This window comes from Streptomyces sp. NPDC002088, from assembly GCF_040296605.1.
Classification (GTDB): domain Bacteria; phylum Actinomycetota; class Actinomycetes; order Streptomycetales; family Streptomycetaceae; genus Streptomyces.
The window spans coordinates 122,969-148,882 of the sequence record NZ_JBEOXO010000013.1 but is presented as its reverse complement, the minus strand read 5'-3'; the positions used below and the strand labels follow the sequence as shown (position 1 = coordinate 148,882).

Here is a 25,914-nt window from a genome sequence, read left to right as displayed (position 1 = left end):
GTGATCCGTCTCTTCGTCCCCGCATCCCCCGCCTATCTTCGCGTGGTACGCGCGAGTGCCTGGTACGACCTCGTCGTCACGGCCGGGTTCGCGACGCCGTGGACGTACGCGCTGGTGCACGACGCCCTGTCCACGTGGGGCGACGCACTCGGGATGGGCGGTCTGCCCGAACGCGACCCGATGCAGACCCTGTACGCGAATCTGATGGGTTCGGTCGTGGTCGTCTGGGCCGTCCTGCGACTCGTCAGACCGCTTTCGTCGCACGGCCTGTTCGACGGCGTCGCCCGCACACTGTTCGCGGCGTGGCAGGCGTACGCGCTGGCCCACGGTGCCACACGGCTGCTGTGGCTGTTCCTCGGGGTCGAGGTGGCTTTCGGCGTCGTCCAACTCGTGCCGTGGTGGTGGAACCGGCACGCCCGCCTGCTGGACGGCCCGGCCGGTGGGTCCACGCTCAACGCCGCGAGTCGGTGACCGGCATGAAGGGGCCTGCGCGCGCGATCAGGAGGGCGACGTCGTCGTGGTTGTCGGGGTGGCGGAGTTTCTGAAGGAGCCGGTCGCAGGTTTCTTCCAAGGCAGAGCCGGGTGCGTCGAGGAGATGCAGCAGGGTGTCGAGGCGTTCGTCGATGGGGTGGTGGCGGGTCTCGACCAAACCGTCGGTGTACAGGATCAGGTGGTGGCCCGGACCGAAGCTGACAGTGGTGGTTTCGAACGGGACACCGCCGACGCCCAGTGGGGTGCCCGTGGGCAGGTCGAGCAGCCGGGGCTGCTCGCCGCCGCAGACCACGACGGGAGGCAGGTGGCCGGCGCTGGCGATGCGCAGCTCGGCGCGATGGGGGTCGTAAACGGCGTACAGGCAGGTGGCGATGTACTGCTCCAGCCGTGATGTGATCGTGTCGAGGTGCTGGAGGACCAGGGCGGGGTCGAGGTCGAGTTCGGTGAAAGCGGCGGTGGCGGTGCGCAGCCGGCCCATGGCGGCGGCCGCGTCGATACCGCTGCCCATGACGTCACCCACGACGAGTGCGGTCCGGTCGCCCGCCAGGGGCAGGACGTCGTACCAGTCGCCGCCGACTTCGTAGGCTGCCTGTGCGGGCAGGTAGCGGGAGGCGACCTGCAGGCCGGGAAGATGCGGCGGGTGGTCGGGAAGCAGGCTGCGCTGCAGGGTCTCGGCGGCGTTGCGCATGCTCTGGTGCGTGCGGGCGTTGTCGATGCAGACCGCGGCCCGGGAGGCCAGCTCGGTGGCGGTGGCGAGGTCGTCCTCGTCGAAGGGCCGCGGATCACGGGCCCGGGTGAGACCCAGGAAACCGAGGATGGCGCCACGGGCGGTGAGCGGGACGGCCATGTACGAGTGCACTCCGGCCCGGGCCAGCAACGTGGCCGCGTCGTCGTCACGGGCGATTCGGGTCAGGTCGCCTCTCTCCGCGTGCCGGATCAGGATGGGCCGGCCGGTGCGCACGCATCGGGTGGCCAGACGGTCGGCGTCATACCTGGTGATCCGGCCGGGCGGATCGGCGGCGGTGAAGGCGTCGGTGGGGTAGGCGGCCTTCACCGCGAGGGCACGGAAGAGCGCGGGGCCGTTGCGGGAGACGGGGCTGTGTTCGTCGAGGACGGAGTCGAGCACGTCGACGGCGACGACGTCGGCGAACTCGGGAACGGTCACGTCGGCCAGTTCCCAGGCGGTCTGGTCGACCTCCAGGGTGGTGCCGATACGGGCGGAGCCGTCGGCGATCAATGCCAGGCGCCGCCGATTCTCGCCGGCCTCCATATCCGACCGGTACCGCTCGGTGACGTCCACGACCAGCTGCGCCACACCGAGAACGCGGCCCTGGGTGTCGTCGAGCCGGTACATCGAGACCGACCATGCGTGCTGATGCCCGGGGTCGGCCGGGGTACGCCCGACGATGGTGGACTCCTCGACCAGCGGGTTTCCGGTCCGCAGGACCTGCCGCATCGCGGCCTCGGTCTCTTCGAAGGCCGTAGCCCTCATGATCTCGCGGTAGTGGTGGCCGAGGTGGTCCGCCGCCGGACGACCGTGCATGCGCTCCAGAGCCGGGTTCACGGACACATACCGCAGATCGGCGTCGAAGATCGCCACCCCGACGGGCGACTGGGAGATCAGCCGGGTGGACAGGGCGACGTCCCGCTCCAGGTCACGCAGCGTGGGCGAGTCGGTGCCGAGTCCCAGGGCGTAGAAGTCGCCGCGGTCGTTCAGCAGCCGCATGTTGCGCAGCTCCACCAGCCGCGTACTGCCGTCCTTGCACCGGATGGGGAACGACCCGGCCCAGCTCTGGCCGGTCTCCATGACCTCGATGAACGTCTTGGCCACCCAGTCCCAGTGCTCTTCGTGCACGAGCACGCGCGCGGCGTACTGCCCGAGGGCCTCCTCCGAGGTGTAGCCGTACAGCTCCTCGGCCTGTGGGCTCCACAGGACGATCCGGCCCTCGGCGTCCAGCAGGACCGCGGCGACACCGAGGAGGTCCATCAGCCCGCTCGGCGGGCCGGTGTCACCCTGGCCGAGGCCGGCGGGAGGACGCTCGGGTTCCGTCATCGCAGGCACTCCTTCCGACCGCCGGAGAGGTGCCGTCCTCTGTCCGGCCGGGAGCACGGCCTGCCTGGGTTTGCAGGCGCCTCGGCTTCCATGGTCCCCCCAGAGGCTGAGATCACACACTTTGGTCCACGTTCACGGTCGGCCGAACTGCTGCTGGACCCGAACCCGGCCGGGCCGGCGGTGCTGGCTGCTCACGAGGTCGTCGACGCCGACGAACCGCACCTCGAGGTCGGACTCGGCGGCGAGGCCCTTGCTGCCGCCGGCCCCGTCCGCCGCCGCGTGGCGCGCCCTCCACTCAAAGGTCCCGCGGCTCAAAGGCCCCGCGGCGACTCCGAACAGGCAGGGCAGTGGCGTTCTTCTCTCACGTGACCATGCTTCAGTCTCGTACGGCAGCCGGAGTGTCTCGGGTGAGCGGATCCGGCATGGTACGTGTCGCCGTGGACGACCGTCGCGTGTTCGAGGCACGCCGGCTGCGGAGCAGCAGTCTTCTGGCCGGGCGCTCCACCGCCTCGTACAGGACCCACGACAGTCCCAGTGACGCGGCGAACACGACGGCGGTGGCGGCCAGGCCCCCGGGCACACCGTAGCGGGGGGTGCCGATGATGCTCCTGCCGGCTCGCAGTACCAGCAGGTGGACCATGTAGAAGGCGAACGAGAGCTCCCCGAGCCGTACCAGCCGCCGGTGCCGCCACAGGGAGGGCAGGCCGCGCAGGTCGGCGACGGCGGCCGCCGGGATGAGCAGGGCGAAACCGATCAGGGTGCAGGCTGTGGTCGGGTATCCGGCGGTGACCTGAGGTACGAGGAAGTAGCCGACGATCGCCAGGGCGAGTGAGGCCTCCAGACCCGGGCCGCGCCACCGGCCGAGGACCACCATGCGGGCCACGGCGGCACCGAGGACGAACTCGGGCAGACGGGCCGCGGGAAGGGAGTACAGCTGCTGGCCCAGCCGGCCGTGGGGGTCGTGCCAGGCCAGGATCAGTACCGCCAGCACCGATGCTCCGGCCAGGACCGCCGATCCACGTGTGCCCAGGCGGCGCAGGACGAGTGCCAGCAGCGGGAAGAGCGCGTAGAAGAAGGCCTCGCAGGCCAGCGACCAGCTGACCGGGTCCAGCGTCTGCCACCAGGGGCGCCACCAGGAGTGCACCAACAAGACGTTGGCCAGGCCCTGACCTGGGGTGGGCGTCGCCAGAATCCCCAGGGTGCATGCCATGAGCAGCGCGAGGGCGGAGGTGACCAGGTGTACGGGGTACACGCGGGCGATGCGCCGTCTCCAGAAGTCAAGGGCGCGGTCGCCCGGTCGGGCGGACCACATCAGTACGAAGCCGGACAGGATGAAGAAGAACGAAACCCCGGTGCCGCCGGCCCCGAACCCCCACGTCAGGATGCGGCCGCCGGTGCCGCCGAAGTAGCCGGCGTTGCGCACGTGCAGTCCGAAGACGAGCAGCGCGGCCACCCACCGCAGCCCGGTGAGGGACGGCAGCGAGGGCGCCGAGGCGGGGGGAGAGGCATCGGAATCGGTCGCTGAGGCGGTGTGCGGCGACGTCCGGGCCATCTCGGTCGCGGCCGTCGTGGTCTCACCTGGCAGGGGATGTTTCGTGCCGAGCATGAAAGGCAACCTTGCCGATTACGCACGGTTCATTCCGCCCTCGTGCGAAACATCACACGGACGCCGACGCGTATGGGGGTCGTGCCTTGTTTCGACGGTCGGGAGGCCACGGAACTTCTGATCAGCTGAAAATGTGCTCGGGCAGGGCGCGGTATCGGTCAAATGCTTCGCGGGCATCTGGAACGAACGCCTGATGACGCACCAGGTCGATCAGTTCGGACTCGGTAAGCCAGTCATGCCAAGCGATTTCTGAGGGGTCGGGCCGGGCTGGTTCCGTGACTACGACCTCATGCAGACCGAGCCAGTACGGACTGATCGCTCCTGAACACAGGAACTTGAACACGAACTGCGGGCGGCCTCGGACACCGAGCTCCTCTGCCAACTCTCGTGCGGCGGCGTCTTCGTACGACTCGGCAACGCCCACGGCGCCTCCGAGCATCCAGTTGAACTGCGCCGGGAAGAGGGGAGCGTCGTCCGGACGGCGGTGCACGAGGATCCGCCCCTCGGTGTCGCGGCACACAATCGTTGCTATGCGATGCAGCCATCCCTGGCGAATCGCGTCACCTCGGTCCACAACAGCCAGCACTTCGTCCTGCTCGTCAACTCGCTCAACCAGTTCACCCATAGGGCACACGATGGCAGAGCGCAGCGACGCCACGCCGCCGCATCTGACGCAGAGCGGCGCGCCCGTCGGGTCCACGAACGTCTCGCATGTGAAGGGTCAGCGCAAGCAGGTGCAGTACCGTCCGGGCCTCCGGGCCGGCCGATGGCGCCGCCGTGTGGCGGCCCAGGTCAGGAACCAGGGCGGCTTGCCGGACAGCTTGTCGTCGACCAGTAGGGGGACGTGCATGGTCCCGCGTCCAGCGGATCAGTGGTTTCGGCGTTCGTCGTGTGCTCGCACCACGTGCACAACAGGTTCGCGCCGCCACCGGCCGCCTGCAGGCGCTCCGCAGCCTCCGTGGAGAGGCCGATGTGGAGCAGTCGCCGGGACGGTGGTGTCGGTGGCGGATGACTTCGCGCAGTTGCCAACCATGGGGCGCGTCGAGGTCGCGCGGCGGGCGGGCGGCCGCGCGCCAGTGAGGCACAGGTCGCCCGAGACGGCGTACTCAACGGTCGGCGGCGCGGGCCAAGACGTCGGTGACCTGTTGGCGCACCGCTTCCCGGGCTGTGGCGGGAAGGGCGCCGACAGCCGTACGGGCCAGGGCGTGGAGGACCTGCTCGGCGTCGGCGTCATACGCAGTGCTCTCGCTCAGCACCTCGTAGCCGTCGCGGATGGCGACGCGAAGGGCGCCTGGTCCCTCACTGTCGGCGTGCACAGCCGCGGCGACGACGAGGGGCGGCGGTCCGCCCGCTTCGCCGGGCAGCTTGAGATATCCGCTGGTCACCGGTTCGTGCCAGCGGAGGCTGAGCAGTAGGTGGCTCTTCGCCAGAACCTCGGCCAGGTCGGTCTCGTAGGTCCTGTCCGGTTCCAGCACCACTGCACGGGCGTCCAGTACGAGCGCGGCGGGCAGCAGGCAGCGCAGCGTGCTGCCGACAAGGTTGCCGCCGACCGTGGCTGTCCGGCGCACGGCTCCGGTCCCCACCGTGGCGGCCGCCCGACTCAGCACCTCGGGCACCCGGCCGTCGATCCGGTTCAGCACCACCGCCGCTCCCAGCACCTCGCGCCCCATCACGTTGGCCTCTGGCACGTTGCGCAGCGACACGGCCTGTTCAGGGAAGCCGTCCCGCTGCCAGGTGGCCCACACGAGTGTCGCCCCGCCTATCGGCACGGCCCCCTCGGCTATGCACTCCTGTGCTTCGGACACGGACGTGGGCAGATGCAACAACACAGCAACCGACCTGCTTTCTCCGGCGAGTTGAGGATGAGGGGCTCGATACTCGTCGACATGAGCGCTGACTTTGCGCATACTGCCAGGCGCACGGAGGCGTATACAGGGCTCACGCTTTCGCCCTGTGCGCCCTGTGTACCCGTCGACCCGGGCAGGGTTGCAGGCACTGCTGGGCACGCTGGTGACAACGGCCGTTGGAGCGCTGTCTGCCACGATCGGTGTTCTGGTCGGGGGCATCGTCACGCACCGTGCCCAGGACCGTCAGTGGTTGCGGGGTCGGCAGCTCATCGCCTATCAGGAACTGGTCAGCCACTACGCCAAGTTCACGATGACGATCAGCCGAGCCCATGCCGGCCGGCAGAGATGGGACTACGACTGGGGCGAGTGGAGCGCAGCCCTGACGCGAGCGGGCCTGGTCGCCCCCGCGGACGTCGCGGCGGAGATCGACAACTTCGACCAAGCCATCAACGCGTTCCTGGACCAGGTGGCACGCGACGCGAGGACTGATCCCTTGAGCGAGGAGGAGTTTGCTCAGGCCAACAGGGCGCCCGCTCAGGCGCAGGTGCGGTTGGTCAATGCCATGCGACGCTCGCTGAGCAAAGACCAGGGGGAACTGCCCTTCTGGATAGGGGGATCCCTTGCGGGGCGTCCCGATGATCACTGACGGGCATGGCGGTTCGACTCCATCCGAGCGTCGCAATGTGTGGCACGGCCGCCCGCTCGGCCCGTCGCACGTGCCAGCCGGTGATCCCGCTCGGCAGGGTCTTCGAGCGTGCCACGATTACACCCGTTTGCCCTGCTGCGTGCGACATTGCCGCACTCGGCCGTCAGGGTTGCGGAGTGTAGAGCAGAACCCCCACGGTCACCGGCAAGGGACTCCGTGTGCTGTCGCTCCTCCCAGAGGATCGTCCATGTCTCCATGCGGCGAGGGCGACACCCGTCACGAAGAGGCACGCATGGATGAGATCCAGCAGTATGAGCGCTACATAGGTGGGAGCCCGGAAGCCGAGCGGCTGGTCTTCGAGCGGCTCGCACACGACCTGCTGCAGATCCAGCTCAAGCTGAAGAAACGGAGTGGCTCCGCCGCCGTCCAACGGACATTCCATGCCAAGGCGGTCCTCGGCGTGGAGAACGCGCGGCTGAGGTTCCACGACGACCTTCCCGAGGCTCTGCGGACGGGTTTCGCCAGGCCCGGAGCCGAGTACCCGGCAACGGTCCGGCTGTCCAACGCGAGCGGCGTCCGTCAGCCCGACTTCGCGCCCGACCTGCGCGGTGTGGCGCTGCGTGTGGAGGCGGGCCACGATCAGGCCCACGACCTGCTGATGACGAGCTTCCCGGTCTCCCATGCTCGTAACGCCCGCGAGTTCGTCGCCTTCGCGAAGGCCATGGCAGGTGCGGACTCGCGGCCCGCCAAGGCGTTCGCGTTCTTCGTCAAGCTGCCCCTCGCCGTCGGCTGGTCCACGGCCGCGCGCATGCGGCGCAACGTGATGGCGGGAGCCAGGCGCGCGGTGCGCAGCCTGGCGCTGGAGACGTACTGGAGCCGTGGCGCGATCCTGTGGGGCGACGCCGGACCGGTCCGCTATCAACTACGTCCCGCCACCGGTACCCCTGCGGCCCCGGATCCGTCCCGCACCGACCCCGACCACCTGCGGCGTGAGCTCTCGGACCGGCTGAAGCGGGCGGACATCGTCTTCGAGCTGTGCGTGCAGCGCTACGCGGACGCCAGGCGTACACCCATCGAGGACGGCTCGGTGGAGTGGAAGGTGCAGGACGCGCCCGTCGTGCCAGTGGCGACGTTGACGATTCCCCGCCAGGACATCACCGCCGTCGAGGCGCGGGCCGCCATGTCGCGGATCGACCAGCTGGCGTTCAACCCGTGGAACACCACCGAGGCCTTCCGCCCCCTGGGCAACCTCAACCGCGCCCGCAAGGTGGCCTACGAGGCCGGCAGCGCTCACCGCCTGGGCCACCGCTTCCTCACCGTCGAGCCGCGGCGCAACACCCTGCTCGGGATACCGCTGAGAGCCACCTTCCGCGTCGTGGACCGTTTCGTGCCGTGGCATCGGCTGCCCACCCGGCTGGGTCTGCTCAATCTCATCGCCCTCCGGCAGGTGCTCCGCCGGCACAACCTCATCGACACCGACATGCACGAGGCTCCGCCCACCGCCCAGCAGGCACCGTCATCCGTAGACGAGGAGCTGCGGGTCCGGCGTAGCTACGACGGCACCTGGAACGACCTCTCGGCTCCGCGCATGGGCGCCGCCGGCGCCACCTTCGGCCGCAACATGCCACCCCTCTATCGACCTGACCTGTTCGACACGCCGAACCCGGTCATTGTCAGCAGGGAGCTGCTGCACCGCGACAGGTTCATCCCCGCGTCGTCGCTGAACGTCCTCGCCGCCGCGTGGATCCAGTTCCAGGTGCACGACTGGGTCGAACACAAGCGTCACCCGGTCGGTGGGAAGTCGGTCGAGGTGCCGCTGCCGCCTGGCATGACCTGGCACAACACGCCAGGCGGGCCGCCGGAGAAGGTGATGCGGTTCGCCGAGAACGAGGTGGTGCAGCAGCCCGGCAGCAAGGAGCCGCCGATCCTGTTCCGCAACACTGTCTCGCACTGGTGGGACGGTTCGGAGGTCTACGGCGGCTCGGAATCCGTCGCGAAGTCCCTGCGCGAGCCCGGCGGCGGCGCCGAGCTGCGCCTGGAGGACGGACACCTGCCGATCGCGAACGGCGTGCCGCTCACCGGCTTCCAGAACAGCTGGTGGCTCGGCCTCAGCGCCATGACCACCCTGTTCGCCCGTGAGCACAACGCCGTCTGCCGGGCACTGCGGGACGAGTATCCGCACCTGGACGAGGACCGTATCTACCACACGGCGCGACTCGTCGTGGCGGCCCTGATCGCCAAGATCCACACTGTCGAGTGGACCCCCGCGATCCTCGCCACCAAGGCGATCGACATCGGCCTGAAGACCAACTGGCAGGGACCGCCGAAGACCTGGCTCGACCAACTGGGCACATGGCTGCTCGAGGCGCACGACCTGGGAGGCATTCCCAAGACCATGCCCGACCACCACGGTGCGCCGTACTGCCTCACGGAGGAGTTCGTCACCGTCTACCGGATGCACCCGCTCATCCCGGACGACTACGAGATCGTCGACCACCGGTTCGGCCACCGGCTCGACACCCTGGCGTTCCACGACGTCCAGGGGGCCGCCGCGGAGCCGCTCATCCGCAAGACCGGTCTGGTGGACACGCTGTACTCCCTGGGCATCGCCAACCCGGGCGCGATCACCCTGCACAACTTCCCGCGCGGACTCCAGGCCTTCGAGCGCGAGGGGGAGGTGATCGACCTGTCGGTGGTCGACCTGGCGCGCACCCGGCGCCGCGGCGTCCCCCGCTACAACGACTTCCTGGAAGGCCTCCACAAGCCGCGGATCCGGGGGTTCGAGGACCTCTCCTCCGATCCGGAGACAGTCGCGCGACTGAAGGACGTGTACCGCTCGGTCGACGAGATCGACACCGTGGTGGGGCTCTTCGCCGAGAATCCCCCCAGTGGCTTCGGCTTCAGCGACACCGCCTTCCGGATCTTCATTCTGATGGCCAGCCGACGGCTGCAGAGCGACCGCTTCCTCACGGTCGACTTCAGGCCCGAGGTCTACACGCCGCTGGGCATGGACTGGATCGAACGCAACGGCATGACGAGCGTCATCCTCCGGCACTGCCCCGAGCTGGCAAGCATCCTGTCCCGCACGGGTGGGGCCAGTGCGTTCGCGCCCTGGCGCGCAGTCCAGCCCGTCCGGAACCACAACGACGCCGTCCAGAGCTGACCGGGAACGGAAGAGCGACATGTCCGCACCCGAGAAAACCAGGCACGCCGGCCTCGAAGACCTCCTCGCCCGGCCCCTGTGGGAGACAGTCTTCAGACGGCGTACCCACCGGGTCAGCCGGGGAGCCTCCGTCCCGGCCGGCTCGATGAGCTACACCTCCCCCCATCAGTCGATGCCGCTGGGGGAGCTGGAGGAAGCGGTGCTCATCGCCCTCACCGGCTGCTCGGGGCTCAGCATGCCCGACCGGCCCTTCGAGGACCCGCGCGATCACAAGCCCATCATGGCCAAGCCGAACCTGAACATGGTGGGGCGTACGGCGGGCAGTCCCGACAACGCGCAGGGCACCCACTTCTTCCTGATCAACGACAGCGGTACGTACTACCTGAGGAAGCTGCCGCCTTCCCGGCAGGCGGCCTTCGACCCCGACGCGCTGATCGAACGGGCGCGCCAGTCGAAGGTCAGGGTGCTCGACCACCGCCTGGACGTCGCCGAGGGCATGCGCGACTTCCCCGCCTACCTGGACTCCAACCGCTTCTTGTCCAACCTTGCGGGCACCACACTGTTCCTGCCGGTCGTAGACCTCTCCCACCAGTACATCAACGCGTTGATGTACCTGCTCACCCAGCCCGACGGAGCCCGGCCCACGCTCGTCGACGACCGCAACTTCTACCGCCCGGCCGGGGTGCGGAAGTGGGTGAAGAACGGCTTCCTCAACCCCGACCTCAAGCTGCCGCTGGGGGCCCTGGGGCCGATGCGCACCCAGATCGAAGCCGATCTGCTGCTGCAGAACATGATGCTGGCCGCGGACGCCATGGGACTCGGCGCCTGGATCCACGCCTCGCTCAGCCCGCAGATAGCGCTGGGCGACCCGAAGTTCTCCCGTACCTACGGCCGCATGCTCGGCTTCGACTTCGTCACCCCGCGCTTCCGGCCTGCCGACATCCTGCGCTGGCAGGTGCCGCTGCCGAAGTACGCGGACCTGCGCGCCCACCCGGTGGGGCTGCGGGCCGGTGGCGAACACCTCATCAAGTGTGCCTGCCCACCGAACCACCCGTCGATGGAGGACGCTGTCGACTCCGTCGTACGGGGCAAGTTCGGGAAGGGCGGCATCTATGAGGACCAGGATGTCTTCACCCGTATCTACAAGAACGGCTACGCACAGCGCTACCTCACCGAGGCCGGCGAGTACGACCAGCAAGTGATCGACTGTGCACGGGACATCTGCGTGTACATCCACGCGACCCACGGGCGGTTCCCCGCGCATACCGACGCCATCCACGTGCCCGGCGTCTGGCTGCAGACGCACCACCTGGAGTCCGAATACTACGAGCGGTTCTTCCGTGACGGACTGACGGACGCTCACCGCCGGCACGCCTCGCGGTGGCACGAGTAGCACGTCCTTCCACCTTGGAGCGGGCTGTGCGAAAAAGGCTTGGACTCCGCGTGCGCCTTCGCGGGACACTGCGATTCATGGCCTGCCCGTACTCGCACGTCGGCGTCGCCGCGGGCTGCGCGGGGGCTCCGTCGTCGTGCCCGCCTGCCGGAGGAAGACCCGGGCGAGGGCACTCACTCGAACCGAAGCTCCGCACGGCCCTTTAGCAACGGCATCCCCGACAGAAGCACGTGACGGGCTGCACGACAACACGGGGTGGAGATGGGATCGTCTGAATCGCGCGAGGTCTCGTCGGGCAGGGGCCCGGTGCTGCTCGCACTTCGTTACTACGCACGGGAGTTGGCCCGGCTCCGGCGGCTGACGGTGCCCGCGGTGCTGCTGTCGGCGCTGGGCAACATCGGCTTGAACTACGTGGCGCCGCTGGTCGTGGCGAAGCTCGTCGGCCGAATCGCCGGCGACGCCGCTGTCACCGTCGGCTCGACGCTGCCCTACGTTCTCGCCTTCGCCGGCGTCCTGCTGCTCGCGGAGACGCTGTGGCGTATCGGCCTGCACTGCCTGAACCGCGTTGACGCCCTCGGCATCGAGCACCTGTACGTGATCGGCATGGACGAGCTGTTCGCCAAGGACGCCGCGTTCTTCCACGACAACTTCGCCGGATCGCTGACCAAGCGGGTGCTGAGCTTTGCCTCCCGTTTCGAGGAGTTCGTCGACACGATGACCTTCCAGGTCGTGGGCAGCTTCGTGCCGTTGCTGTTCGGGTCGGTGGTGCTGTGGCAGTACGATCCGCTGCTCGTGGTCGGGCTCTTGGTGATGATCGTACTGACGGCCTTCTGTGTGGTGCCCCTCATCCGTCGCCGCCAGGCGCTGGTCGACCAGCGCGAGGAGGCGATCGCCCGGGTGTCGGGCCACGTCGCCGACAGCCTGATGAACATGGACACGGTCCGTGCGTTCGCCGCCGAGGAACGCGAGGCCGCCGAGCACCGGTCCCGCGTCGCGGCGTCGCGGCGGCTCATGCTGAGGTCGTGGGACTACGGCAACCTGCGCATCGACACGCTGGTCGCGCCGATGTCCGTGCTGACCAACGCGCTGGGCCTGCTGCTCGCGGTCGCGCTCGGCGGAGGCGAGCACGGCGTGGAGGCTGTCGTGGTCGCCTTCACGTACTACAGCAACGCGACGCGGATCATGTTCGAGTTCAACCAGATCTACCGCCGACTGGAAAGCTCGATGACGGAGGCCGCGCAGTTCACCGAACTGCTGCTGAAGCCGCCGACCGTGCTCGACCCGGCGTCGCCGGAGCCGCTGCTGCCCCGGGCCGCCGACGTCCGCTTCGAGCAGGTGACCTTCACCCACGCGGGCGCGGAGCCGCTCTTCGAAGGCCTCGACCTGGCCGTGCCGAGCGGGACGAAGATCGGTCTCGTCGGCCGGTCCGGCGGGGGCAAGACCACGCTCACCCGACTGCTGCTGCGGATGACGGACATCGACGAAGGCCGGATCCTGATCGGGGGTCAGGACATCAGCAGGCTGCGCCAGGCCGACCTGCGCAGCCTGATCGCCTACGTGCCGCAGGACCCGGCGATGTTCCACCGCACGCTACGGGACAACATCGCGTTCGCGCGGCCGGACGCGACCGACGCCGAGATCCGTCGCGCGGCCGAGGCGGCGCACGTCACGGAGTTCGCCGACGCGCTGCCCGACGGCTTCGACACCATGGTGGGCGAGCGCGGTGTCAAGCTGTCCGGCGGACAGCGCCAGCGGGTCGCCCTCGCCAGGGCGATCCTGCGCGACGCGCCGGTCCTGCTGCTCGACGAGGCGACCAGCGCCCTGGACTCCGAGAGCGAGATCCTTGTCCAGGAGGCGCTGTGGCGACTGATGGAGGGGCGGACGGCGCTCGTGGTGGCACACCGGCTGAGCACGGTCGCCACCATGGACCAGCTCGTCGTCCTCGACCGCGGACGGATCGTCGAGCTGGGCACGCACCAGGAGCTGCTCGCGTCGGACGGCGCCTACGCGAAGCTGTGGAAGCACCAGTCGGGCGGCTTCCTCGACGACAACCCCGCGCGGGCCGACCTGCACTGAACCCGAGCCTGGTGGGAACGGCCTTGCGCCTGCCGACCTGCTCCCCGGCCGCCGTGGGCCGCGTCGTCTTGGAGATCGTCCAACGCACGCGGCTACGGCGGCTGCTTTCTCGACGGCTACCGGGGTGTCCCTGGCCTGCGGGGGGGGGCAGGCGTACGGTCGACCGGATCTTGGTCGACTTGCAGCCCTGATACGGGCCGATTAGCGTGATACTGCGGTTCGTAGTAGGGGCACGTGAGCGAACAAGGCGGTCCCTGACTGCGTGATCGAGCTGACTGCCATGCAGGATCACCACGGAAAACTCAGCGCTTCAGCCGCTGAAAGTGACGCCTGCCGCTCCCCCCACATGCGTTCGCCGAACAGGCACATCGCCAGGGTGCCTGAGCACCGGAGTTGACTCATGATTGTGACTGACTGGCAAGCGCGTCATGGCCTTACGGCGGCGGAGCATCAAGCCGAGTTCGACCGCCTCAGCGGGCGAGGGTACCGGCTGATCAAGATCTCAGGCTATGAACTGGGCGGCCGGCCTCGGTTCGCGAGTGTGTGGGCTGTGCAGAACGGAAGTTCGTGGCAGGCACGCCACGGCATCTCCGCCACCGACTACCAGGCTACGGTGACATCGCTGGGCGGCAGCGGCTTCCGACCCGTCGACCTGTCGGTGTTCCGGTCAGGGGACTCGCCCTTGTTCAGCGCCGTCTGGGAACAGGAACAGGGCCTGGAATGGGTCGCACGGCACGGCCTGACCAGCAATGAGTACCAGGCCCTGTTCGATGACCTGTCACGCCGGGGCTTCCGCCTGCGCTGCGTCTCCCCCTACGAAAACGCGGGCGGGGAGCGGTTCGCCTGTATCTGGGACCGTTACGCCGGCCCCGCCTGGTCAGCCCGACATGGCCTGACCAGTGACGAGTACCAGCGCGAATTCAACAGGCAACGCGATCTCGGGTTCCGGCTCGTGCGCGCCGTCGGTTACACCATCGGCAACGACATCCGGTACGCGGGCATCTGGGAGCAGTCGCCCGGGCACCCCGGGACGGCCATGCACGGAGTGACCCACAGCGACTACCAAGGCCAGTTCGACGCCAACTCCCGAGCCGGTCTACGGCTGGTCGACATCAGCGGCGCCCGCGACGGCGCCTCGGCACGCTACACAACGATCTGGGAGTCCACGCCCGAGGCCGACCTCAGCGGCGACGCCGCCACAGGTCTCGTGGTGCCCTTCATGCAGAAGTGGGCCGTTCCGGGTTTCTCCTTCGCCGTGGCCCGCAATGGTTCGGTCAGCTCCGCCCGCGCCTTCGGCTACGCCAACCGCATCACCCGCGAAATCGCCACGCCCGACCACCGGTTCCGCATCGCAAGCGTCAGCAAGCCCATCACGTCCACCGCGGTGCACCTGCTGCTCGAGCGAGGCCGGCTCGCTCTCACGGACCGGGTATTCGGACCGGGAGCCCTCCTCGGCACCACGTACGGGACGCAGCCCTACAGCGACCGAGTGCGGGCCGTGACGGTGCAGCACCTGCTGGAGCACACGGCCGGGGGCTGGAGCAACGACGCCAACGACCCCATGTTCCAGCAGACGGCGCTCGACCGGAACGCGCTGATCACCTGGACTCTCAACAACCGGCCACTCGAATTCGACCCGGGCACGACATGGAACTACTCGAACTTCGGTTACTGCCTGCTCGGACGAATCGTCGAGCGTGTCACCGGCATGTCGTACGGGGCCTCAGTGCTCCAGTCCGTACTCAACCCCAGCGGTGCCGGGCGGGCGTTCCTGGCAGGGGCCACGGCTCCGGACCGGGCGGCCCAGGAGGCGATGTACGTCGGCCTCGACAGCGCCGCTCCGTACGGCATCCGTGTCGACCGCATGGACGCCCATGGAGGCTGGGCCGCGACACCGGCCGACGTACTTCGGTTCTGCTTCTCGGTCGACGGTCTGCCGTCACCGCCCGATCTGCTGCAGCCGATGACACGTACGGCCATGACGACCGCGTCCGCGGCGCGCCCTGCCTCGGCGACAACCCCCGGCTACGCGCGGGGATGGGCCGTCAACACCATTGACACCATCTGGCACGACGGCACCCTGCCCGGCACCCAGTCCATTCTGGTGCGCCCGTCCAACGGCCGTGCCTGGAGCGCGGTCTGCAACGCGGGTCGTCCGGGCACGGCCCTCGCCGAGGAGTTCGACGCTCTCATGTGGAAGGTGCAACAGGTGGTGTGACGACCTAGGAACGCGTCCCTGCGGGAGAGGAACGCATCCCTGCGGGAGCGCCGCCAGATCCCCGAGGAGGCGTCGTCTCTGCCTGGAGGGCGAACGAGGCTGCCGACGACGGCCGTGGCGGTCACTGCCGCCAAAGGTGGCTGATGATGCGCTCCGAGCGGGAACGAGTGGCTCCGAAGCCGGTTTCGTGGTCCCACACATGGGTGCACGACGGGCACTGCAGGTGGAGCAGGCTTCCGGTGTTGGACAGGAGGTAGCGCCAGTGCTCGGAGCACGTACGCCGCTGCTCGCAGGCGACGCACCCGCGGCTGTCGGCGCAGCTCGGGCAGGGCACCCAGGCCCGGCGTCCGCGATCTGCCTGTGGATCAAGGGGCAGCACGGCCGCCTCCCCTCCGGGGAAGGACACCGGCCGAGACCAGGTCGTCGTACAGGCGTTCTTGTTCCTCGCTGAGGCCGGAGTACAACAGGTCGTACGCCGCGTCTTCGCCGCGCAGCGCCGCCAGGGGATCCCAGTCGGGGCCGAGAGCGTCCAGCACATGGGCGCGCCGCAGCATCTCGTGCGAGGTCAGGTCCACGGTGAAGTCGACCAGCGGGGCGTTGTCCGGTGGGCCTGCCTCGGGTCGGCGCGGCTCGACGGGCTCGTCCGGATCGTCGGGAAGGCGAGGGGTATGGGGGGACATGTCGCCGAACTTAGGTACACCTTCCTGGCTGGGGCAAGAGCAGGTGGGGGACGTCACATCAGGGTCGGCTACCCGGGTCCCGCGGCGCTGCTCCCACTGAGGCCACCGGCCAGGTGGTCGATGCGTGGAGTGGTCGGGCCGCAGTGGCACGTGTCGTGACACCGCGCGACGCTGCGGGGACGTCTCCAGCCGGAGGGCATCGGGAGCCGAGGCGCAGGCCCGCTTGCTGTTACCTGGCCAACGACGTCGGAAGGCCGAGATCGTCCGCTCATCGCCCCGCACGGTCAGACACACGTCGGGATGAGGGCGTGTCCGGGAAGGCCGTACGCGCCTCCGCCTTCCCCTGTCCAGGTGTTGGGAGATGTCACAGGCGGGGTTGCTGTCTCGTCGTACGAGGCGCAGGCAATTTTCGATCAAGGAGTGGACGATGAACCTCGCGCTGTGGATCGCTGCCGGACTGCTGGCCGCAGTAGCCCTGGTCGGCGGCATCACCAAGACATTCGTGCCCAGGGAGAAGCTGGCCGCGGCCGATGGTGGGGGATGGACCGCAGACGCCGGCGCCGGCTTCGTCAAGACCCTCGGCGTCCTCGAGCTCCTGGCCGCGGCGGGCCTGATCCTGCCCGCCGTGGTCGACATCACACCGGTGCTGGTGCCGGTGACTGCCGTCTGCTGGGTCGGGCTGATGGTCGGCGCGATGATCACCCATGGCCGACGCGGCGAATCCAAGTTTGTGGTGCTGAACCTGATCTATCTCGTGCTTGCAGCACTCATTGCGTGGGGCCGCTTCGGCCCCGAGTCCTTCACCGGCTGACCGGCGGCACCACTTCCCGTGGGTGCGTCTCGAGGACGCGGCGCGCGCTACCGTCCTGGCCGCGTGCGCGCGGGCGAAGTGGCCGATGCGCACCCGCAAGTGGCCGGTCCGACTGTTGGCCGGGGACATGGCGATGACGATGATGACCGAGGGGCTCGGCGTCTCCAACGCCAAGGTGAAGCGGAAACTCGGCCGGCAGCTGCGTTACCCCTCGTGGCGCCAGGGCTTCAAGGAGGAGCTGGCATGAACAGGACCGAGGAGTTCCAGGAGCTGCGGCCGCTGCTGTTCTCGATCGCCTACCGGATCCTGGGCAGCGTGAGCGAGGCCGAGGACGCGGTCCAGGAGACCTGGCTGCGCTTCGAGGCCTCCCCGACACAACCGAGGTCGGTCAAGGCCTTCCTCTCGGCCGCGGTGACCCGGATCTCGATCGACGTGCTGCGCTCGGCCCGGGTCCGGCGGGAGCAGTACGTGGGGTCGTGGTTCCCCGAGCCGCTGCTCGCCGACCCCTATGAGGATCCGGTGCGGTCGGCGGAGCTGGCCGACTCGGTGTCGATGGCGGCCCTGTTGCTGCTCGAGCGGCTCAGCCCGCTCGAGCGGGCGGTCTTCGTCCTGCGGGAGGTGTTCGGCTTCGGCTTTCCCGAGGTCGCGTCGGCGGTGGGGCGCTCGGAGGCGGCGTGCCGCCAGCTGACGGTGCGGGCGCGGCGCCATATGGCCGCAGGCCGGCCCCGCTTCGAAGCGGACCGCAAAGAGCGGGAGGAACTGGCGTCGCGGTTCTTCGACGCCCTCCGCGAGGGTGAGGTCGCCGGTCTGCGGGACCTGCTCGCCGCCGACGTATCGATGGTCGGCGACGGCGGCGGCAAGGCCCCGCAGCTGGCCAGGGCCGTCATCGGCGCCGAGAACGTGGCCCGGCTGCTTGCCTCCGTCTTCCCCCGGATGGCCCGGATCGACGTGACATGGGAGCCGCGCGAGGTCAACGGCCAGCCGGGCGCGATCTTCCGCGACCGGGACGGCAAGGTCCTCACCATCATGGCGCTCGATGTACTCGACGGGCAGATCCAGACGATCCGCTCGGTGATCAACCCCGACAAGCTCGGCCACGTGGGTCCGGTGGCGGACGCCTGGGCAATCCACCGCGAAGTAGGACAGGCACGCCGGCCCACGGAATGACCGCGACACCCCGTACCAGCAGCTCAACACCTTCACCGGCAGGAGCACTTCGCCATCCGGGGGAATGAGATGGTTCTTCTTGTTGGCGAGGGCGCCGGCGGCGTCGCAGGTCCACTGGTGGATCAGGGCCCGTGGCTGGGTGGAGACGTTGGAGACGTCGACGCATTTGCCGCTGTGGACGGCGACGAGCTGGTAGTCGTGGCTGTTGCCGAGCGCGGTGACGGGGCTGAGGGTGAACATCTGGTTGGTGCCGCCGGTGCAGGTGTACTGGGTGACGGCCGCGCCGTCGGCCGTGGAGGAGCCCGAGATGTCCAGGCACTTGCCGCTGTGCTCGTTGACGACGGTGTAGGTGTTGGTGCGGCCCGAGACCGGCTTGAGGTCGAGCATCTGCTGGTAGCCGCCCTCGCAGTAGTACTGCTGATACTGCGTGCCGTCGGCCTTGCTGAGGTCGGTGTCGTCCAGGCACTGGCCGCTGTTCTGGCTGACGGCGACCGTGGAGACGGTGGTGCTGGACGGTGGCAGCAGGGTGACGGTGTAGCCGTCCTTGGCGTTGGACCAGGGGATGCTCAGCGAGGCGGCGTTGCGCTGACGGTGAGGGTGGTGTCGGAGACGGTCTCCGGACCGGCCACCGCCGCCCCGTTGTTGTACGGGACGCGCTGGACGACGGCCCGAGCCGGCGAGGCCTCGCTCGGCGGGCATGGTGATCCCAAGTGGCTCTGTCGAACCGGTTCGCCGGAAGCTAGCACCGCCGGAAACGGAGCGGCAATACCCCCGACGCCGATCGAAGAGCGGCTATCGGAAAGTGAGCGCAAGGCATTGACACTCGTTCCCGTCGCTCCTAACTTCCCTTCATCGAACCGGTTCGACGTCCGGTTCGATGGCCGCTTCGGAATCGAACCTGTTCGACGAAGTTGACGAAGGAGTCCCGTGAACATCGGTGAGATCGCCAAGCGGGCCGGTGTCTCGCGGAGCACTGTGTCCTATGCCCTGAGTGGCAAGCGCTCGTTGTCGGAGGGGACCCGCCGCAAGATCCAGCAGGTCATCGACGAGCTGGGCTACCGGCCCAACGCGAGCGCGCGGGCTCTGGCGAACGGCCGGACCAGCACCATCGGCCTGGCGTTCCCGCCGGCCGGGAACCATTACACCGGCATGCAGCTGGACTTCATCGGCAGCGTGGTGGAGGCGGCCGCGCTGTACGACTACGACGTCCTGCTCTCTCCCAGTGGTGTGGACAGCGACCGCTCCTTCCAGCGCCTGCTCGCCGAGCGCCGGGTCGACGGCGCGATCCTGATGGAGATCAGGCTGGATGACGACCGGGTCGACCACCTCGGCGCACTGGGCTTTCCCGCCGTCTGCATCGGCCGCACCGCACACCCCGAGGGCAGCTGGTGGGTCGGCCTGGACCACACCGCGCTGGCGGCGGCATGCGTTCACCACCTCGCCGACCTCGGGCACCGCAGGATCGCCTTCGTCAACCGGCCCGAGCAACTGCTTCGAGCCGGCTACGAGTCCGCCCATCGGGGTCTCGACGGGTTCACGAAGGCGGCGGCGGAGCGCGGGCTCACCGTACGGACGTACAGCTGCGGTGATGACGCCCCCGCGGGCGAGGCGTGCGTGGAGCGGATCCTGCACGACGACCCGGCCACCACCGCCCTGGTCACGCTGAACGAGGCCGCACTGGGCGGCCTGTACCGGGGATTGGCCCGGGCCGACCGCCATGTGCCGCGCGACTTCTCCATCACCGGGGTCGTGGCCAGTCGCTGGGCGGAGACGGTGACCCCGCAGCTCACGGCAGCCGACGTACCCGCGGAGCAGATGGGCCGGCTGGCCGTCGACCTGCTCGTCGAACGGATCGACCGGCCCGACGCACCCGCCCGGCACCATCTGCTCGCGCCGCCGATCTCCCTGCGGGCGAGCACCGGGCCCGTCGGTACCCCGGCCCACGACTCCGACGGATACCGCCGCTGATCACCGCAAGGCGCTCCTGGTACGCCACTGCTCCCAGCCGACGTTCCAGTCGCCGAGGCCGTTGTTCAGGGCCACTTCCCCCTTTGTCTCCGCGCCCTTGACCTCGAACGGGTCGCCGATGCGGGCATTCTCGTAGAGCCATCGGGCGTCGGCGTCGCTCATGCCGATGCAGCCGTGGCTTCTGTTGGCCCTGCCGAAGTAGGCGGCGTTCCAGGGCGCGGCGTGTGCGTAGGTACCCGACCAGGTCAGGCGCATCGCGTAGTCGACCTTCTGGTCGTAGGCGTCGCCGAGGCCCACGGTCTCGGAGTTCATCCGGATCGTGCCCTCCTTCGCCATCAGTACCTCCGTGCCGCGCCAGGAGCCCGTGTCGGGGCCGGGCGTGCCGCCGGACACCGGGAAGGTCCGTACCGGCCGGCCGTCGCGCTCCAGGGTGAGCCGCTTGCTGTCGAGGTCGACCTTGAACACCTGCCGGGCGCCGACGGTGAAGCCGAGCCTGTAGTCGCGTACGAACCAGCCGCCGCCGGGCCCCGAGTCGGTGCCGTTCAGCCGGGCGTCCAGGGTCACCTTGGTGCCGGACTGCCAGTACTCCCTGGGCCGCCAGTCGACGCGGTCCTTGCCCGACCAGTCCTTCATCCAGCCCCAGGAGCCTTCGGTCCGGTTCGAGGTGGTGACCTTGAGCTGCTTCTCCACCGCCGCCTTGTTCCGCACCGGGTAGTCGAAGACCAGGGAGATCGGCTGGGCCACGCCGACCGTGGTGGTGTCGCCGGGCCGCCAGTCCACTTTGTTGACCTTGTCGGCGGTGGCGGTGGTGAAGGACGCCCGCTCGGTCCCCGCCGTGCCGCTGTCCGCGCGGGTGGCCGCCTTGACGGTGTAGGTGGTGCCGGGCACGGCGTTGCGGTCCGACGTCCAGGTCAGGCCGTCGTCCGACAGTGCGCCGGCGAGTGTGTCACCTCCGGCGTCGGTGACGGTGACCGAGGTGAGGGTGCCGCCGTGGGCGACGACCTTGACCGGCTCGCCCGCCTTCGCCCGGGCGCCGCGGGGCGTCACGGTGACCGTCGCCACCCGGCCGTTCGTGGTCCCGCCGCCGGCTTTCGCGTCCGACCCGGACGGTGTCGTGCCGTCGGCGGAGCAGGCGGAGAGGGCCGTGGTCAGCAGGACGGCGGCCGCCGCGACAGTGGCGGAGGCGCTGCAGCGGACCCGGCCCCTGCGTATCGCGACACGTATCTGGCTCAACGGGAAACCTCCGTGGACGTCGGGAAGACACCGGAACGTGGGGGACCCTAAGCCGCGAAAAACGCCGGACATCGGCATGTCGGCCGCATGACGGCAGTTGCAGAGGAACGGTCATCGTCCGGTCACACACGCCGCGCGAGACGGTCATGGACGGCTGTGAATCTTCCCCGCGTTGTGACCGTCCTGAGGAAGGGGATGTTCCTTGTCCGACACCACATCTCGCCCCGCCGCTCCGCGCCGCCGCCCCCTCGTCGTGGCCCTGCTCGCCGGCGCCGTCGCGTTCACGATCGGCGTGGCCCCGGCGTCCGCGGACACCGCCTCGTGGCGCTCCGTCGCACCGGAGGGCCTGAGCGATGCCATCCTCTACCACGTCTCCAGCGAGCAGGGGGCGACGTGGACGGCCGGGATCGACGTGACCGACTGGTCCCCGCTCGCCCTGCGCTGGAACGGCACCGGCTGGACCAGGACGCCGCAGCCCGCGGCGCACGGTCGCCTGGACGACATCGTCGCGGCCCCTGGCGGTGAGGCCTGGGCGGTCGGGTCCAAGGACGAGGGAACGAAGACCGACATGCCGACCGTCCAGCACTGGGACGGCGCCTCCTGGCAGTTGGAGGACCTGCCCCTGCCCGCGGACGCGGTCGGCGGCTTCTACGCGGTCGCCGTCTCGCCCCGGGGCACGGTCTGGGCCGGCGGCGGCCTCTTCGGCGACGACCCGGACGGCTACCAGGACTCGTTGCTGATGACCCGTAGCCCGCAGGGGGAGTGGCGCAACACCGAGATCCCGGCCGACGCGGCCGTCGGCTCCACGATCTCGATCCTCCCCCTGGCGGAGGACGACGTGTGGCTGGTCGGGGTCAAGGGCGTCTCGCACTTCGACGGAACGACCTGGACCCGCCAGCGGCTCCCCGCCCACCTCGACGGCCAGACCTTCTACCTCGACGGCATCGCGCAACGGCAACCCGGCGAGATATGGACCGTGGGTCTTGTCCAGGACGACGAGCTGTGGCGCCGCCCGGTGGTGTTGCGGCTGTACCACGGCCGCTGGGAAGAGGTACGCACCCCGAAGGAGACGGCGCAGCTACAGGGCATCACCTTCGACGAGCAGGACCGGCCGGTGATCGTCGGCGAGACCTTCGACCCCGCGGTGGACCCGGACTTCACCTACGTCCTGACCCTGGACCGGGCCGGACACCTGGTGCGGGGACAGCAGCCGCCCGGCTCCGGGCGGCTCTACGGCACGGACATCGACGAGCAGGGCCGGATTTGGGTGTCAGGGACGAACGACGATCCCTCCGGCCTCCATGTGCCGTACGTCGCCGTACAGGACTGACGGACCTTCGCCGGACCGACCGCGGCCGCGGCATGGCCCGCTGAGGCCAGGTCAGACACCTGTCTGACCTGGCCTTTTGTCATGTGTGTGGTGAAGGGGGCGAGTCCGTCGACCAGGACACCGGCTCTGGAGCGTGTGACAGCGGCCGCACAGAAACGGTCATGGTCCGGTCACATTCGCCGCGCGGCACGGTCACGGGCGCCTGTGAATCTTCCTCGCGTTCCGTGCCGAACGGCTCGGTTCCCCATCCGACAACAACGGCACCCGAGGAGGCGCAGTGTCAGTGCTGCTCGTGACGGCAGGCCGCGGTCAGCAGGAAGCGTGGCTGGGACCCGTCTCCGCCGAAGCGTACCGAGCCTTCCTGGCATCCCGCACCGGCTCCGCCCTGGCTCCCGGCTTTCTGCAGTGCCCGTCCTGGGCCGCGGTGAAGGACGGCTGGCGCGCCCAACTGCTCGGCTGGGGACCGCAGACCGGGCTCGGGGCCGGGCGGCTGAGCGGAGTCGCGCTGGTGCTGCTGCGTCAGTTCCCCGGCACCCGCAAGTACTTCGCCTACCTGCCCGAGGGGCCCGTCGCCGACTGGGCCGACCCGGATCTCGACTGGCTCTCCCCGCTGCTGAGTCATCTGCGCACCCTGGGAGCGTTCGCCGTACGCATCGGTCCCTCGCCCGCCCACCGCCGGTGGAACGCCGCCGCGCTCAAGGCGGCAACCGGGCCCGGGCGAAGCCTGTCCGACGTGCTGGACTGCGAGGTCGACCCGCTGGGCACCGCCGTGGCCGAGCGGCTGCGGGCCCGCGGCTGGCGGCGCTGCGGCGACGGGGACGACGACGGGGACGCCCAGCCTCGCTACGTCTTCCAGGTGCCGCTGGCCGGGCGGACCAGCGACGACCTGTGGTCCGGGCTCAGCCAGGAGTGGCGGCGCAACATCCGCCGGGCGCAGAAGTCGGGCGTGCAGGTGACGGTGGGCGGCGCCGCCGAACTCCCCGATTTCTACCGGCTGTTGCGGATCACCGAAGAGCGCGACGGCTTCCGCCTCGGCCGCTCACTCGCGTACTACGAGCGCCAGTACGCGGCCCTCAACGCCGAGGAACCGGGCCGGATGAGGCTCTACCTCGCCCGCCACGGGGGCGAGATCCTGGCCGCCCACACCATGATCACCGTAGGCCGGCGGGTCTGGTACCAGACCGGGGCCTCCGCCGACCACCGGCGCGAGGTCCGCCCCTCCAACGCCCTGCAGTGGCAGATGATGCTCGACGCCCACGCCCGGGGCGCGGAGGTCTACGACATGCGCGGGGTACCCTCCACACTCGACCCCGACGAACGCTCGTTCGGGCTGCTGCGCTGGAAGCTCGGCACCGGGGGGAAGGTCGTCGAGACGCTGGGGGAGTGGGAGACACCTTTGAACGGCACCGCCAACCACGCGCTGTACCGCGCCTTCCAGATGTACCTGGCCCGCCGATGAGCGCCTCCCAGGCCCGGGCCACCCCGGGCGATCGCGATACCCGATCCACCGACGGGACTCCCACGACCGAGCAGCCGGCCCACCGGCCCGGATCCGTGCTGCGCAGCGGCGCGGTCATGGCCGCCGGGTCCCTGGTCTCCCGCGCCACCGGCTTCGTACGCTCCGCCGTGGTCGCCGCAGCGCTCGGCGTGGGCCTGGCCGCCGACGGCTACGCGGTCGGCAACACCGTCCCCAACATCGTCTACACCCTGCTCCTCGGCGGCGCGCTCAACGCCGTCTTCGTCCCCGAACTGGTCAAGGCCGCGAAGGAACACGAGGACGGCGGGGCCGCGTACACGGACCGCCTTCTCACCGCCTGCACGGCCGCCCTGCTGCTGATCACGGCCGGGGCGGTGCTCGCCGCGCCCGCGCTGGTGGCGGCCTACACCGACTACACCGGCGCGCAGGCGGCGACGACGGTCGCGTTCGCGCGTTCCTGCCTGCCCCAGATATTCTTCCTCGGCCTGTTCACCCTGCTGGGACAGGTGCTGAACGCCCGCAGCCGGTTCGGCGCCATGATGTGGACCCCGGTCCTCAACAACGTGGTCGTCATTGCCGTCTTCGGCCTCTACCTGGCCACGGCCGTAGACGGGGGAACGCTCACTCCCGCAGAGACCGCGCTGCTCGGCTGGGGCACCACGGCCGGGATCGTCGTACAGGCGGTGGCGCTGCTGCCGTCCCTGCGGGCGGCGCGCTTTCGCTGGCGGCCCAGGTTCGACTGGCGGGGCAGCGGGCTGTCGCGGCCGCTGCGCTCGGCCGGCTGGCTGGTGCTGCTCGTGTTCACCAACCAGCTCGCGTACTGGGTGGTGACCAGGCTCGCGACGACGGCGGGGCAGCGCGCCGCGGCCGAGGGCATCGACGGCGGCGCCGGATTCAGCGCCTACGGCAACGCGTATCTGCTGTGGGCGGTGCCGCACGGCATCGTGACCGTCTCCCTGGTCACCGCGCTGATGCCACGGATGAGCAGGTCGGCGGCGGACGGTGACACGGCCGGCGTGCGACGGGACGTCTCGTACGCCCTGCGTAGCAGCGCCGCCGCCGTCGTGCCCGCCGCGTGCGTGCTCCTCGCGGTCGCCGGGCCGACCATGGCGGTGGCCTTCCAGTACGGCAGGACCGGCGCGGACGACATCGCGGTCATGGCAGGGGCGTTGGCAGCCTTCGCGCCTGGACTGATCGCCTTCTCCGGGCAGTACGTCCTCTCGCGCGCCTTCTACGCGCTCTCCGACACCCGCACGCCCTTTCTGCTGAACCTGGTGATCGCCGGGCTCAACGCGGCTCTGTCCGCGGCCGCTTGTGTGCTGCTGCCCGCACGCTGGGCGGTCACAGGGATGGCCGGGGCGTACTCGGTGGCGCTCTTCGTGGGCTGTGCGGTCACCGCGTACGTCCTCGACCGCAGGCTCGCGGCGGCCGCAGGCCCCCGGCGCCCGCCGTGGCGCTCGCCGGCCGCGGCCGGGTTGGCCCGACTGCTGCTGGCCGCGATCCCGGCCGCCCTGCTCGGTCACCTCGCGGCCGGGCGCACCGCCTCGCTCGGCCCGCTCGCGGCGGCGACGGCGGGCACGGTGGCCATCCTGGCGACCTTCGCACTGCTGACCCGTCCCCTGCGCCTGACCGAGCTGGAGGCCGTCCTGCGGGCGGTGCCCCGCCTACTCCGCCGCCGGGGCTGACAAGGAGGCCCACCGGCCACCTTTTGTCATTCAACTGACCGGATACGTTCGTCACTTGATCGAATGGAA

General features: G+C 69.7%; 21 protein-coding genes and 2 pseudogenes. 14 read left to right on the top strand and 9 right to left on the bottom strand.

Annotation, left to right across the window (positions count from 1 at the left end; genetic code table 11):
- Positions 1-471: a hypothetical protein gene (locus ABT114_RS26855; protein ID WP_351145416.1), complete on the top strand. Its 471-nt coding sequence runs from the start codon at positions 1-3 to the stop codon at positions 469-471.
- Here ABT114_RS26855 and ABT114_RS26850 read toward each other — a convergent pair.
- From ABT114_RS26850 to ABT114_RS26830, 5 genes are all read right to left on the bottom strand, one after another.
- Positions 452-2,545, bottom strand: a complete 2,094-nt coding sequence (locus ABT114_RS26850) for a SpoIIE family protein phosphatase (protein ID WP_351145415.1) — start codon at positions 2,543-2,545, stop codon at positions 452-454. The two genes, ABT114_RS26855 and ABT114_RS26850, sit on opposite strands and share 20 nt — an antisense overlap.
- 132 nt (positions 2,546-2,677) lie before the next feature.
- The gene (locus tag ABT114_RS26845) at positions 2,678-2,860 is read right to left on the bottom strand and encodes a hypothetical protein (protein WP_351145414.1); all 183 of its coding nucleotides are present in this window, start codon (positions 2,858-2,860) and stop codon (positions 2,678-2,680) included.
- Between the two features lie 61 nt (positions 2,861-2,921).
- Complete coding sequence (locus ABT114_RS26840; protein WP_351145413.1) at positions 2,922-4,151, bottom strand: acyltransferase family protein; 1,230 nt, start codon at positions 4,149-4,151, stop codon at positions 2,922-2,924.
- Positions 4,152-4,272: 121 nt separating this feature from the next.
- Positions 4,273-4,776 (bottom strand): NUDIX hydrolase, encoded by a 504-nt coding sequence (locus ABT114_RS26835; protein WP_351145412.1) that lies wholly within the window; start codon positions 4,774-4,776, stop codon positions 4,273-4,275.
- A gap of 481 nt (positions 4,777-5,257) precedes the next feature.
- Positions 5,258-5,980, bottom strand: a complete 723-nt coding sequence (locus ABT114_RS26830; protein ID WP_351145410.1) for an FAD binding domain-containing protein — start codon at positions 5,978-5,980, stop codon at positions 5,258-5,260.
- 157 nt (positions 5,981-6,137) lie between these two features.
- On the opposite strand from ABT114_RS26830, the gene ABT114_RS26825 reads away from it, so the two are divergent.
- The 6 genes and pseudogenes from ABT114_RS26825 to ABT114_RS26800 all read left to right on the top strand — a co-directional run bounded on the left by ABT114_RS26825 (position 6,138) and on the right by ABT114_RS26800 (position 15,494).
- Positions 6,138-6,644 carry a hypothetical protein gene (locus ABT114_RS26825; protein WP_351145408.1) on the top strand — a complete coding sequence of 169 codons (507 nt, stop codon included), beginning with the start codon at positions 6,138-6,140 and terminating at the stop codon, positions 6,642-6,644.
- A gap of 292 nt (positions 6,645-6,936) precedes the next feature.
- Positions 6,937-9,807 carry a peroxidase family protein gene (locus ABT114_RS26820; protein WP_351145407.1) on the top strand — a complete coding sequence of 957 codons (2,871 nt, stop codon included), beginning with the start codon at positions 6,937-6,939 and terminating at the stop codon, positions 9,805-9,807.
- 19 nt (positions 9,808-9,826) lie between these two features.
- Positions 9,827-11,200, top strand: a complete 1,374-nt coding sequence (locus ABT114_RS26815; protein WP_351145406.1) for a hypothetical protein — start codon at positions 9,827-9,829, stop codon at positions 11,198-11,200.
- A 261-nt stretch (positions 11,201-11,461) separates the two neighbouring features.
- Positions 11,462-13,276 carry an ABC transporter ATP-binding protein gene (locus ABT114_RS26810; RefSeq protein WP_351145405.1) on the top strand — a complete coding sequence of 605 codons (1,815 nt, stop codon included), beginning with the start codon at positions 11,462-11,464 and terminating at the stop codon, positions 13,274-13,276.
- A 400-nt stretch (positions 13,277-13,676) separates the two neighbouring features.
- Positions 13,677-13,811 (top strand): annotated as a pseudogene (locus tag ABT114_RS26805) (hypothetical protein); the annotation flags it as partial.
- A 15-nt stretch (positions 13,812-13,826) separates the two neighbouring features.
- Positions 13,827-15,494 carry a serine hydrolase gene (locus ABT114_RS26800; protein ID WP_351145526.1) on the top strand — a complete coding sequence of 556 codons (1,668 nt, stop codon included), beginning with the start codon at positions 13,827-13,829 and terminating at the stop codon, positions 15,492-15,494.
- Between the two features lie 121 nt (positions 15,495-15,615).
- On the opposite strand, the gene ABT114_RS26795 is transcribed toward ABT114_RS26800, so the two are convergent.
- Together ABT114_RS26795 and ABT114_RS26790 are read right to left on the bottom strand one after the other, a co-directional pair.
- Positions 15,616-15,873 (bottom strand): hypothetical protein, encoded by a 258-nt coding sequence (locus tag ABT114_RS26795; protein WP_351145404.1) that lies wholly within the window; start codon positions 15,871-15,873, stop codon positions 15,616-15,618.
- The gene (locus tag ABT114_RS26790) at positions 15,860-16,174 is read right to left on the bottom strand and encodes a DUF6400 family protein (protein WP_351145403.1); all 315 of its coding nucleotides are present in this window, start codon (positions 16,172-16,174) and stop codon (positions 15,860-15,862) included. Before ABT114_RS26790 ends, ABT114_RS26795 begins: the two co-directional genes overlap by 14 nt.
- A 427-nt stretch (positions 16,175-16,601) precedes the next feature.
- Between ABT114_RS26790 and ABT114_RS26785 the strand changes: the two genes are divergently transcribed.
- Genes ABT114_RS26785 through ABT114_RS26775 form a run of 3 tightly spaced genes read left to right on the top strand, consistent with a single transcriptional unit; the run spans position 16,602 to position 18,152 of the window.
- A complete protein-coding gene (locus ABT114_RS26785) occupies positions 16,602-16,985 on the top strand; it encodes a DoxX family protein (protein ID WP_351145402.1) in 384 nt (127 codons plus the stop codon).
- Positions 16,986-17,007: 22 nt separating this feature from the next.
- Positions 17,008-17,232 (top strand): hypothetical protein, encoded by a 225-nt coding sequence (locus ABT114_RS26780; protein ID WP_351145401.1) that lies wholly within the window; start codon positions 17,008-17,010, stop codon positions 17,230-17,232.
- Positions 17,229-18,152, top strand: coding sequence for an RNA polymerase sigma-70 factor (locus ABT114_RS26775; RefSeq protein ID WP_351145400.1), 924 nt, complete (start codon positions 17,229-17,231; stop codon positions 18,150-18,152). The genes ABT114_RS26780 and ABT114_RS26775 overlap by 4 nt, the downstream gene beginning before the upstream one ends.
- A gap of 156 nt (positions 18,153-18,308) precedes the next feature.
- On the opposite strand, the pseudogene ABT114_RS26770 reads toward ABT114_RS26775, so the two are convergent.
- Positions 18,309-18,539 (bottom strand): annotated as a pseudogene (locus tag ABT114_RS26770) (RICIN domain-containing protein); the annotation flags it as partial.
- A gap of 540 nt (positions 18,540-19,079) precedes the next feature.
- Between ABT114_RS26770 and ABT114_RS26765 the strand changes: the two are divergent.
- Positions 19,080-20,120 carry a LacI family DNA-binding transcriptional regulator gene (locus ABT114_RS26765; RefSeq protein WP_351145399.1) on the top strand — a complete coding sequence of 347 codons (1,041 nt, stop codon included), beginning with the start codon at positions 19,080-19,082 and terminating at the stop codon, positions 20,118-20,120.
- Here ABT114_RS26765 and ABT114_RS26760 read toward each other — a convergent pair whose 3' ends face one another.
- A complete protein-coding gene (locus ABT114_RS26760; RefSeq protein ID WP_502988394.1) occupies positions 20,121-21,353 on the bottom strand; it encodes a L,D-transpeptidase in 1,233 nt (410 codons plus the stop codon).
- A gap of 202 nt (positions 21,354-21,555) precedes the next feature.
- Here ABT114_RS26760 and ABT114_RS26755 point away from each other — a divergent pair, with 202 nt between their 5' ends.
- The 3 genes from ABT114_RS26755 (at position 21,556) to murJ (ending at position 25,845) form a co-directional block, all read left to right on the top strand.
- Entirely contained in the window at positions 21,556-22,683 is a 1,128-nt protein-coding gene (locus ABT114_RS26755; RefSeq protein WP_351145398.1) for a hypothetical protein, read from the top strand.
- A gap of 277 nt (positions 22,684-22,960) precedes the next feature.
- Complete coding sequence (locus ABT114_RS26750) at positions 22,961-24,142, top strand: lipid II:glycine glycyltransferase FemX (RefSeq protein ID WP_351145397.1); 1,182 nt, start codon at positions 22,961-22,963, stop codon at positions 24,140-24,142.
- Positions 24,139-25,845: a murein biosynthesis integral membrane protein MurJ gene (murJ, locus tag ABT114_RS26745; protein ID WP_351145396.1), complete on the top strand. Its 1,707-nt coding sequence runs from the start codon at positions 24,139-24,141 to the stop codon at positions 25,843-25,845. Before ABT114_RS26750 ends, murJ begins: the two co-directional genes overlap by 4 nt.
- Positions 25,846-25,914: the final 69 nt, after the last annotated feature.

Coding starts and splice junctions, on each gene's coding strand:
- ABT114_RS26840 (WP_351145413.1), bottom strand. CDS start 4,151: ATGCTCGGCACGAAACATCCCCTGCCAGGTGAGACCACGACGGCCGCG.
- ABT114_RS26775 (WP_351145400.1), top strand. CDS start 17,229: ATGAACAGGACCGAGGAGTTCCAGGAGCTGCGGCCGCTGCTGTTCTCG.
- ABT114_RS26785 (WP_351145402.1), top strand. CDS start 16,602: ATGAACCTCGCGCTGTGGATCGCTGCCGGACTGCTGGCCGCAGTAGCC.
- murJ (WP_351145396.1), top strand. CDS start 24,139: ATGAGCGCCTCCCAGGCCCGGGCCACCCCGGGCGATCGCGATACCCGA.
- ABT114_RS26790 (WP_351145403.1), bottom strand. CDS start 16,174: ATGTCCCCCCATACCCCTCGCCTTCCCGACGATCCGGACGAGCCCGTC.
- ABT114_RS26820 (WP_351145407.1), top strand. CDS start 6,937: ATGGATGAGATCCAGCAGTATGAGCGCTACATAGGTGGGAGCCCGGAA.
- ABT114_RS26835 (WP_351145412.1), bottom strand. CDS start 4,776: ATGGGTGAACTGGTTGAGCGAGTTGACGAGCAGGACGAAGTGCTGGCT.
- ABT114_RS26815 (WP_351145406.1), top strand. CDS start 9,827: ATGTCCGCACCCGAGAAAACCAGGCACGCCGGCCTCGAAGACCTCCTC.
- ABT114_RS26850 (WP_351145415.1), bottom strand. CDS start 2,545: ATGACGGAACCCGAGCGTCCTCCCGCCGGCCTCGGCCAGGGTGACACC.
- ABT114_RS26810 (WP_351145405.1), top strand. CDS start 11,462: ATGGGATCGTCTGAATCGCGCGAGGTCTCGTCGGGCAGGGGCCCGGTG.